The organism is Streptococcus sp. CF7_Ac1-8, from assembly GCF_024295435.1.
Taxonomy (GTDB): Bacteria; Bacillota; Bacilli; order Lactobacillales; family Streptococcaceae; genus Streptococcus; species Streptococcus mitis_AP.
Window position 1 is genome coordinate 19,109 of the sequence record NZ_JANCPI010000019.1, and the last position, 10,047, is coordinate 29,155.

Consider the following 10,047-nt stretch of genomic DNA (forward strand, 5'->3'; position numbering starts at 1 on the left):
AAGATGAGTACTTTAGCAAAAATAGAAGCGCTCTTGTTTGTAGCGGGTGAAGATGGGATTAGAGTCCGCCAGTTAGCTGAACTCCTCTCTCTGCCACCGACAGGCATCCAACAGAGTTTAGAAAAATTAGCTCAGAAGTATGAAAAGGACCCAGATTCCAGTTTGGCTCTGATTGAGACAGGTGGTGCTTATAGATTGGTGACCAATCCTCAATTTGCAGAGATTTTGAAGGAATACTCTAAGGCACCTATCAATCAGAGTTTGTCTCGGGCTGCCCTTGAGACCTTGTCCATCATTGCCTACAAACAGCCCATCACACGAATAGAAATTGATGCCATCCGTGGGGTCAACTCGAGTGGGGCCTTGGCAAAGTTGCAGGCTTTTGACCTGATTAAGGAAGACGGGAAAAAAGAAGTGTTGGGGCGCCCCAACCTCTATGTGACTACGGATTATTTCCTAGATTACATGGGAATTAACCATTTGGAAGAATTACCAGTGATTGATGAGCTTGAGATTCAAGCCCAAGAAAGCCAATTATTTGGTGAAAGGATAGAAGAAGATGAGAATCAATAAGTATATTGCCCACGCAGGTGTGGCCAGTAGGAGAAAAGCAGAAGAGCTGATCAAGCAAGGCTTGGTGACGGTTAACGGCCAAGTGGTACGTGAACTAGCAACGACCATCAAGTCAGGCGACAAGGTCGAAGTTGAAGGTCAACCTATCTACAACGAAGAAAAGGTCTATTATCTGCTTAACAAACCACGTGGTGTCATTTCTAGTGTGACAGATGACAAGGGCCGCAAGACGGTTGTCGATCTCTTGCCCAACGTGAAGGAGCGCATCTACCCTGTAGGTCGTTTGGACTGGGATACATCAGGAGTCTTGATTTTGACCAATGATGGGGATTTTACGGATGAAATGATTCACCCTCGTAATGAGATTGACAAGGTTTATGTCGCGCGTGTTAAAGGTGTGGCCAATAAGGACAATCTCCGCCCCTTGACCCGTGGACTTGAGATTGATGGTAAGAAAACCAAGCCGGCTGTCTATGAGATTCTCAAAGTGGATCCAGTCAAAAACCGCTCTGTGGTGCAGTTGACTATCCATGAAGGGCGGAACCATCAGGTTAAAAAGATGTTTGAAGCTGTCGGTCTCCAAGTGGACAAGTTGTCACGGACTCGTTTCGGACATCTAGACTTGACAGGACTCCGTCCAGGAGAATCCCGTCGTCTTAACAAAAAAGAAGTCAGCCAACTACACACCATGGCTGTAACCAAGAAATAATGAAACGAATTTTAATAGCGCCTGTGCGCTTTTACCAACGTTTTATCTCGCCAGCCTTTCCCCCCTCTTGTCGCTTTGAGCCTACCTGTTCAAACTATATGATTCAGGCTATCGAAAAACATGGCTTCAAGGGTGTCTTGATGGGCTTGGCTCGGATTTTACGTTGCCATCCCTGGTCGAAAACAGGCAAGGACCCCGTCCCAGACCATTTTTCCCTTAAACGGAATCAAGAAGAAAAATGAGGCTGGGTAAAAATATTTTAGTGAAATGATAAAAACGCATCCTATCAGGTTTGAGTGAGCTTGATAGGATGCGTTTTATCATGTAAAGTTGTTAGTTGAGTTTGAAGTTGCTTATTTCAAAGCTTTTTGTGCGTCTTCAATCATGAGTTTTGTTGATTCAAGACCGCCTCCGCTTAGATACCAGAGGTCTGGTGTTAGTTGGATGATCTTACCATTTTTAGCGGCAGGAGTTTCAGCGATAAGGGCATTTTCTAGGACGCCATCGTTGCTAGAGTTGTCCCCACCGATGGCAAGGGTACGGTTGATGACAAAGAGAATGTCAGGATTGATTTCTTTGACACTTTCAAAGCTGACTTCTTGTCCGTGGCGAGAATCTTCAAATTGAGTATCAGTTGGCTTGAATTTCAAAGTTTGATACAAGAAAGAGAAACGAGATTGGGCACCAAAGGCAGCCATTTTTCCTTCGTTGAGGAGGATAGCAAGGGCTTTTTTGTCAGAGCTTTCATTTTTAGTAGCGACTTCTTGGATGCTCTTGTCTAGCTTGGCCAATTCTTCCTTGGCTTTCTGTGAACCGGTTTCACCGAAGGCACTTGCTAAGGATTCGATATTTGCCTTGGTAGAAGTCCAGTAGTCGTCCTTGCTTGCTTGGAAGAGAACAGTCGGAGCGATTTCGTTGAACTTATCTACGAATTTTTGGGTACGTGGTGAAGCGATAATTAAGTCTGGTTCAAGAGCAGCAAGGGCTTCTAGGTCTGGCTCAACCATAGAACCAACATTTTTAACTTTTCCAGCTAGGTCTTTAAGATAAGTCGGAACAGTTTTTGTAGGCATTCCGACGATATTCTTTTCAAAACCTAAAGCGCGAATAGTATCCGCAGCACCGAGGTCAAAGGTCACAATCTTTTCAGGGACTTTTGAAAGTGTGACTACACCTAGTGAACTTTTAATGGTTACCTCTGTTGGAGCAGAGCTACTTGACTCCGTCTTACTAGTGCTTGAGTTTGTACTACATGCACCAAGTAGGAGCAAGAAGCTGGCTGCTAGGGCAGTAAGGTAAAGTTTAAGGGATGTTTTCATAATTTCTCCTTTTTAAAATGTGATAACGATTTAGGGAATCTCTTGGTCTTATTGACTAAGAGACAAAGTTTCTTCTAACTCGAGTTTCTGAGTTACTAGCTATAGATACAAATCTTTTTGCCATTGATATCAGCCAGTGTGATGGGAATCTCATAAAGTTGACTGAGTAGGTCAGCCTGCATGATTTGATTGGTTGTTCCCTTGCTAAAGACTTGACCGTCCTTGAAGGCAACAATTTCATCCGCATACTGACTGGCTATGTTGATATCGTGAAGGACGATGATAATGGTCTTGCCGAGTTCCTCCACCAGTCGCCGAAGAATCTGCATCATGCTGACGCTTTGCTTGATGTCGAGATTGTTGAGCGGTTCATCTAGCAAGATAAAGTCTGTATCCTGGGCCAGTACCATAGCGATAAAAACACGTTGCATCTGTCCACCAGATAGGCTATCGATGTAGCGGTCTTTTAGGTTGGTCAGTTCTAAATAGTCCAGAGTTTCTCGGATTTTTTCCCAATCTTCTGGTCTCAGTCGACCTCGGCTGTAGGGAAAACGTCCAAAACTGACCAGTTCTTCAACAGTCAATTTGGCTTGGTAATTGATTTTCTGCTTTAGGATAGTCAGTTCTTGAGCCAGTTCTTGTGAATTCCAACTCTCGATTTCACGATCTTTGATACTGAGAATTCCCTGATCCTTCTTGGTTAGTCTACTCATAATGGAGAGGAGAGTTGATTTTCCAGCACCATTGGGACCAATAAAGGCTGTCAGTTTTTGAGGACTGACTTCAAGCGAAATGTCTTGTAAAATATCCTGTTTTTGAATGGATTTGTCAATGTTTTCCAGTTTCACTGACGCGCCCTCCTGTAAAGTAAGATAAAGAATAAGAGACCACCCACGCTCTCGATAATCATGCTGATGCGAATTTCCAGCGCAAAGACTCGTTCAATAAGGGCTTGCCCCAAGGTCAAACTGATAAATCCGACCAGAATGGCTACGATAAAGAGTAGCTTGTGCCGATAATCTTTGACAATCAGGTAAGTAAGGTTGGCTAGCATAAAGCCGAAGAAGGCCATAGGTCCTACCAAGGAAGTAGCAGTTGAAGTCAAAAGCACGATGCCCCAGAGGAGTTCTTTCTGTTCTTTTTCAACATTGAGTCCCAATATCTGAGCCGTTTCTCTTTGTAGGTGCAAGACATCCAGAGTGACTGCTTTCCGGAAGAAAAAGACTGTCAAAGCAAGGATGATTAGAGAGCCGATGGCTAGGATGGAAGTGTTGAGATGTTGAAAGGAGGCAAAGAGACTGTTCTGCAGTTTATCGTATTCGTTTGGATCCATCAGAACCTGAAGGAAGGTACTGATATTTCGAAAGAGACTTCCGAAGGCTAGACAGATTAGCAGGATGAAGACCAAGTCTTGTTTCATCAGTGTCTTCAAGTAGCCTTGTAAGGCGAGAAAGAAGAGGGATTGAAGCAGAAGCAAAACTAGGAATTCTAAGATGGGAGATTTCCCGAGTTGAAGAAACTTGCTTTCAAAAACCAGTAGTAGAGTTTGTAATAGGACGTAGAAGGATTCGATTCCCAAAATACTTGGCGTCAGGAAGCGATTTTCCGTTAGGGTTTGAAAACTAATGGTCGAAATCCCAGTCGCGATAGCTACCAAGAGATAAACGACAATTTTTTGGGAACGCAACTTCCAAGCAAAGGCAGATAGGTGGGTGATGGGCCAAAAATAGAGGATACAAGCTCCGATGGCCAGAATAATGAGAAGGCAGAAGAGTTTGGTATGTTTGTTTTTAAACTGCATCTTTTCGTCCCCCTCTCCAGAGAAGTAGGATAAAGACGAGGCTACCGATGATTCCTAGCAAGAGACTGACAGACAGCTCATAGGGCCGAATCAGAACTCGGGATAGGATATCGCAGGCCAGAACTAGATTGGCACCGACTAGTGCGACCATGAGTTTGGTTTGACTTAGGTTATCTCCATAGCGCTTGCGAACAAGATTGGGGACAATAACTCCGAGAAATGGTAAGCCACCCACGGTAATCATGGTGACGCTTGTCGTTAGCGCAACCAGAAAGAGAGCCAGTTTTTCAAGTAGGGAGTAGGAAATCCCCAAACTCTCACTGGCTTCCTTGCCTAGATTCATGATGGTAAAGGTTTGGGATAACTTCCAAACGGCTATCAGGATAATGAGGCCTAAGAAGAGCCATTCATACTGATGGGTCTGAATCATGGAGAAGGAGCCTTGAGTCCAAGCAGTCATACTCTGAACCAGATTGAAACGGTAGGCGATAACTTCTGTCACAGAACCGATAATCCCGCTATAGATGATTCCAATCAGAGGCAACATCCACCTTTCCTTTACAGTAAAAATGGTCATAAAGGCTAGGAAGAAGAGGGTGAATGTGATGGATGAAACAAAAGCGAAGAGCATCTTTTGGGTCAGACTAGCTGATGGAAAGACAAAGAGGCTCAGCACCATTCCCAGTTTGGCGGCTTCAGTCGTTCCAACTGTACTCGGTGCAGCAAACTGATTTTGAGTGATAGTCTGCATGAGCAGTCCTGCCATACTCAGACTAGAGGCAGTCAGGAGAATGCTGATGGTTCTTGGGAGACGGGACTCTTGAAAGAGAAGCCAGGCCTGCTGGTCGAAAGCAAAGAGCTTTCCCCATGAAAAATCACTGGTTCCAATGCTAATAGAGAGAAAGACTAGGAGTAGAAGTAAGCCAATTAAATAGTGAGAAAGTTTCATACCCCGTCCTTTCATGTAGATTTGGTATCGAAAGATACCTGCGGATATTACTGTAACACGATTTCTTTAATCTGTCAATAAATTTTCTGACAATTTAATGAATAAAACAGGGAGAGAGTACCAAGACCTTCTCCTCTGTTTTCCTATTCCAAAATGTTTTTGCCTTCTTTAACACGCCAATGATAATCCGATAAAATAATATCTTCAAGAGAGTAGCTAGCTTGCCAGTCAAGATATTGTTTAGCTTTTGATGCGTCTGCTAGGACGCTAGCTGGGTCACCAGCACGGCGAGCAACAATTTCGTGTGGGATTTTTTGATCCAGTAATTCTTCAGCAGTTTTAAAGATTTCTTTGACGGTATAGCCTTTTTCAGTTCCTAAGTTAAAGATTTGAGAAGAACTGTCTTCTTGAAAGAGGTAGTTCATTCCTTTAACATGAGCCTGTGCAAGATCCAAGACATGAATGTAATCTCGAATACATGAACCATCACGTGTATCGTAGTCATCTCCAAATATTTTCAGGCTATCATTTTGTCCCAATGTGGTCTTGTTGATATTGGGAATGATATGAGTTGGATTTTTTACACGGAGACCATTTGAAGCATCCATTTCAGCTCCAGCAACATTAAAGTAGCGGAAAATAACATATTTCCAATCGTAGCGATTAGCCATCCAGTAAATCATTCGTTCGCCCATCAATTTTGTTTCTGCATAAGGATTGACAGGGTCGAGCAGGGTATCTTCAGTTGCAGGCTTGTCAATACAGTTATTACCATAGAGGGAAGCAGTCGAAGAGAACATGATTTTTTGAATGCCAACTTCAGATAAGACTTTGAGAACTTGGTTCATACCAGCAACATTGGCAGTGAAGTATTTACTTGGATTTTCAATACTTTCGCTCACAACAATCTCACCTGCACAATGCAGAACAGCATCAATCTGATTTTCTTCTAAGTAAGCTTTTAGAGCACTAGAATCATAAACATCCAGTTGTTTAAAGCTAGCACGACTATCTACAGCTGAACGATTTCCTGTAGAAAGATTATCTAAGACATGCACCTTGTAGCCAGCATTTAAAAGAGCTTTAACGGTATGGGAGCCAATGTACCCAGCCCCACCTGTAACAAGAATTGTTTTGGTCATGATTTTTTTCCTTTTTCTAGTTTTGTACTATTTTAAAGAAAGAAGAAAGGAAAGTCAACTATTTTCTGTAAATTTCATGAAAAAATTGAACGATTTTGGAATTAAATTGTTTTTTGTTTGGAAATAAAGTTTCGAGTTAATCTTGGAATGTTTCTTGGATTTTATATCACATGCAAGAAAATACAAGCTTTTTCTAAGATACAGTAAGACTAAGATACTAATTTAGAAATCCACCTTCCCGCTATCCTTCTCCTATAAAAAGTGGTAAAATGGATGAAAGAAAGAAGGAACTGAAATGACAACATTATTTTCAAAAATCAAAGAAGTAACAGAACTTGCTGCTATCTCAGGTCATGAAGCGCCTGTCCGTGCCTATCTTCGTGAAAAGTTGACACCACACGTGGATGAAGTAGTGACAGATGGCTTGGGTGGTATTTTCGGAATTAAACATTCAGAAGCTGCGGATGCACCGCGCGTCTTGGTCGCTTCTCATATGGATGAAGTTGGTTTTATGGTCAGCGAAATCAAGCCAGATGGTACCTTACGTGTGGTAGAAATTGGTGGTTGGAATCCTATGGTGGTTAGTAGCCAACGTTTTAAACTCTTGACTCGTGACGGTCGTGAAATTCCTGTGATTTCAGGTTCTGTTCCACCACATTTGACTCGCGGTAAGGGCGGTCCAACTATGCCTGCTATTGCAGATATCGTCTTTGATGGCGGTTTTGCGGATAAGGCTGAGGCAGAAAGCTTTGGCATCCGTCCTGGCGACACCATCGTACCAGATAGTTCTGCAATCTTGACGGCCAATGAGAAAAATATTATCTCAAAAGCTTGGGACAACCGCTACGGTGTTCTTATGGTTAGCGAGTTGGCGGAAGCTCTGTCAGGTCAAAAACTTGGCAATGAACTCTATCTTGGCTCTAACGTCCAAGAAGAGGTTGGTCTCCGTGGTGCTCATACTTCTACAACTAAATTTGACCCAGAAGTTTTCCTAGCAGTTGACTGCTCACCTGCTGGCGATGTCTATGGAGGTCAAGGTAAGATTGGGGATGGAACCTTGATTCGCTTCTATGATCCAGGTCATTTGCTTCTCCCAGATATGAAGGACTTCCTTTTGACAACAGCTGAAGAAGCTGGAATCAAGTACCAATACTACTGTGGTAAAGGCGGAACAGACGCTGGCGCAGCTCATCTGAAAAATGGTGGTGTCCCATCTACAACAATCGGTGTTTGCGCTCGTTATATCCATTCTCATCAAACCCTCTACGCTATGGATGACTTCCTAGAAGCTCAAGCTTTCTTGCAAGCCTTGGTGAAAAAATTGGATCGTTCAACAGTTGATTTGATTAAAAATTATTAAACTTAAGGAGGTGGTAGGGATGGTAGAACCAAACCTAGAAAGCCTTATAAAAGATCTTTACAATCATGCTCGACATGATTTGAGTGAAGATTTAGTTGCTGCTCTCCTAGAGACTGCTAAAAAACTGCCTACTACAAATGAGCAATTGTTGGCAGTTCGTCTCTCAGGTCTGGTCAATCGTGAATTGCTCCTAAATCCCAAACATCCGGCACCTGAGTTGCTCAACTTGGCTCGCTTTATCAAAAGAGAAGAAGCCAAGTACAGAGGAACAGCGGCTTCTGCGATTATGTATGGGGAGCTATTTAAAATGCTTTGATTCCATTGTGAATCAAAGCATTTTTCTATATGTTAGAAAAGCAATTCTTGATTAGGAAAAGAAAAAAGCCATCCTATTTAGGATAGCTTCTTGGTTCTTAGATTTGTTCAGCGATGACCTTTTCAGCTAGATTCATAGCGTGGTCAGATACACGAGTATAGTGGGAAATGATGTCGATAAAGTTGACCCCAGCTTGTGTTGAACACTCGCCCTTGTTGAGGCGTTTGATGTGGGTCTTTCTAAGAACACGTTCCATATTGTTGATTTCTTTATGGCGTTCAATCAGACTTTGAGCTTTTTCAATATCATTGTTTTCCACGCTATCAAGGGCATCCTTGATAAAGTCAGTGGTTTTTTGATAGATATCGGCTAATTCCTGCAAAGCAGCTACAGAAAACTCAACATTTTTACGTTGAAGGTAGTCAGTCAGATTGATTAGGGCTTCTGCGTGGTCCCCAATCCGTTCCAAATCACGGGATGAATCCAGGATGTTGGTGAGCACTTCACTTTCTTTCTGGCTAAGAGCTTCACTTGAAAGAGTAATGAGGTAACGAGTCAATTTTTCATCAATGGTATTGATGGCTTCCTCTGTCTTGTGTCCTTTTTCAGCAACCTTTTCATTAAGGTCAATGATGTAGTTGTATGAAAGGTCAAAGGCTTTGGAAGCATAATTTCCCAAGTGAAGGAGTTCTTTCTTTGCATTTCCGAGAGCGATTGATGGAGCTTGTTTAATCAAATGTTCATCAAGATAAAGTGGCTCGTACTTCACAATTTCATCTTCACCAGGGATGAGCTTGGTTACAAAGTAGGCCAAGGCTCCGATGAATGGAAATTGTACAATAGTGTTACTTACGTTAAAGGCACCGTGAGAGAAGGCGATGGTCATCTCAGGTGAGAGGTGAAGGAGTGCCTGGAAGTACTCAATCATAGACGTAAATGGACCTAATAAGATTAAGCAAAGAATAGTTCCCAAAACGTTAAAGGTAACGTGGGTTGCAGCAACGCGTTTTGCAGAGATATTGGCTCCAGCTGCCGCGATGATAACTGTTAGGGTTGTCCCGATATTATCTCCGAAGAGAACTGGTAGCGAACCTTTAAGGTCAAGGAATCCACCTGCATAGAGACCTTGCAAAATCCCGATTGTCGCAGAAGAAGCTTGGATGAGGACGGTAATCACTGCACCGGCAAAAACTCCCAACACAGGATTTTGTCCCAAGGTTACCATGTATTCCTTGAATTGTGGTAAATCTTTAAGAGGACTCATACCGGCACTGATGAGGTTGAGGGCGTAGAAGATTCCCCCTACACCAAACAGGATGCGCCCGATATTGTTTGCTGTTCTGTTTTTTGTAAAGAATAGGAACATGGTTCCAAGGAAAATCAAGGGTAAAGCATACTCGCCAAGCTTGAAACCAATGATAAAGGAAGTGACGGTGGTTCCGATGTTGGCTCCCATGATAATTCCGATAGCCTGTCTAAGAGTTAGAAGACTAGCGCTGACCAGTCCAACTGTGATAACTGTAACCCCTGTACTTGATTGAATCAGGGCAGTCACGACAATCCCGACTAGAACACCTAAAAAGGGATTGCTGGTGTACTTGTCAATGTAAAAACGAAGGCGATCTCCAGCAGCTTGTTGCAAACCGTCTCCCATGGTCTTGATACTATACAAGAATAGTCCCAGACCACCTAAAAAGTGAAATAAAATTTCCTGCCAATTAATGGACATTTCTTTTTCCTCCGAAAAATAATAACGGAATTTCTCCTATTCTATTTTAAAGGATAAAAGTAAATCTAACAAGTGTTAAGCTAAGATTTTAGAAAGAAAATTCGTTAGAAAAAGTAAAAATAATACACTCTAACATGGCATGAAGATTA

At 42.6% G+C, this 10,047-nt stretch carries 11 protein-coding genes; 5 read left to right on the forward strand and 6 right to left on the reverse strand.

Annotated features, from left to right (window positions below; all coding sequences use genetic code 11):
• Positions 1 to 3: 3 nt before the first annotated feature.
• Genes scpB through yidD form a run of 3 tightly spaced genes read left to right on the forward strand, consistent with a single transcriptional unit; the run spans position 4 to position 1,524 of the window.
• Positions 4 to 573 (forward strand): SMC-Scp complex subunit ScpB, encoded by a 570-nt coding sequence (scpB, locus tag NMM26_RS09025; RefSeq protein WP_254754291.1) that lies wholly within the window; start codon positions 4 to 6, stop codon positions 571 to 573.
• Positions 560 to 1,282, forward strand: a complete 723-nt coding sequence (locus NMM26_RS09030; RefSeq protein ID WP_254754292.1) for a pseudouridine synthase — start codon at positions 560 to 562, stop codon at positions 1,280 to 1,282. Before scpB ends, NMM26_RS09030 begins: the two co-directional genes overlap by 14 nt.
• Complete coding sequence (gene yidD, locus NMM26_RS09035; RefSeq protein WP_000821624.1) at positions 1,282 to 1,524, forward strand: membrane protein insertion efficiency factor YidD; 243 nt, start codon at positions 1,282 to 1,284, stop codon at positions 1,522 to 1,524. Before NMM26_RS09030 ends, yidD begins: the two co-directional genes overlap by 1 nt.
• Before the next feature lie 111 nt (positions 1,525 to 1,635).
• On the opposite strand, the gene NMM26_RS09040 is transcribed toward yidD, so the two are convergent.
• The 5 genes from NMM26_RS09040 to galE all read right to left on the reverse strand — a co-directional run bounded on the left by NMM26_RS09040 (position 1,636) and on the right by galE (position 6,493).
• Positions 1,636 to 2,601 carry a siderophore ABC transporter substrate-binding protein gene (locus tag NMM26_RS09040; RefSeq protein WP_254754293.1) on the reverse strand — a complete coding sequence of 322 codons (966 nt, stop codon included), beginning with the start codon at positions 2,599 to 2,601 and terminating at the stop codon, positions 1,636 to 1,638.
• A gap of 95 nt (positions 2,602 to 2,696) precedes the next feature.
• A complete protein-coding gene (locus NMM26_RS09045; protein ID WP_254754294.1) occupies positions 2,697 to 3,449 on the reverse strand; it encodes an ABC transporter ATP-binding protein in 753 nt (250 codons plus the stop codon).
• Positions 3,446 to 4,402: an iron chelate uptake ABC transporter family permease subunit gene (locus NMM26_RS09050; RefSeq protein ID WP_173251413.1), complete on the reverse strand. Its 957-nt coding sequence runs from the start codon at positions 4,400 to 4,402 to the stop codon at positions 3,446 to 3,448. The genes NMM26_RS09045 and NMM26_RS09050 overlap by 4 nt, the downstream gene beginning before the upstream one ends.
• On the reverse strand, positions 4,392 to 5,351 hold the full coding sequence (locus tag NMM26_RS09055; RefSeq protein WP_254754298.1) for an ABC transporter permease: 960 nt from the start codon (positions 5,349 to 5,351) through the stop codon (positions 4,392 to 4,394). The genes NMM26_RS09050 and NMM26_RS09055 overlap by 11 nt, the downstream gene beginning before the upstream one ends.
• Before the next feature lie 143 nt (positions 5,352 to 5,494).
• On the reverse strand, positions 5,495 to 6,493 hold the full coding sequence (gene galE, locus NMM26_RS09060; RefSeq protein ID WP_254754295.1) for a UDP-glucose 4-epimerase GalE: 999 nt from the start codon (positions 6,491 to 6,493) through the stop codon (positions 5,495 to 5,497).
• Positions 6,494 to 6,788: 295 nt separating this feature from the next.
• On the opposite strand from galE, the gene pepA reads away from it, so the two are divergent.
• Both pepA and NMM26_RS09070 read left to right on the forward strand, forming a co-directional pair.
• On the forward strand, positions 6,789 to 7,853 hold the full coding sequence (pepA, locus tag NMM26_RS09065) for a glutamyl aminopeptidase (RefSeq protein WP_254754296.1): 1,065 nt from the start codon (positions 6,789 to 6,791) through the stop codon (positions 7,851 to 7,853).
• A gap of 19 nt (positions 7,854 to 7,872) precedes the next feature.
• Positions 7,873 to 8,169, forward strand: a complete 297-nt coding sequence (locus NMM26_RS09070; RefSeq protein WP_084954033.1) for a bacteriocin immunity protein — start codon at positions 7,873 to 7,875, stop codon at positions 8,167 to 8,169.
• Between the two features lie 97 nt (positions 8,170 to 8,266).
• Here the strand turns inward: NMM26_RS09070 and NMM26_RS09075 are convergent, their stop codons facing one another.
• Positions 8,267 to 9,898: a Na/Pi cotransporter family protein gene (locus tag NMM26_RS09075; protein ID WP_254754297.1), complete on the reverse strand. Its 1,632-nt coding sequence runs from the start codon at positions 9,896 to 9,898 to the stop codon at positions 8,267 to 8,269.
• Between the last annotated feature and the right edge of the window lie 149 nt (positions 9,899 to 10,047).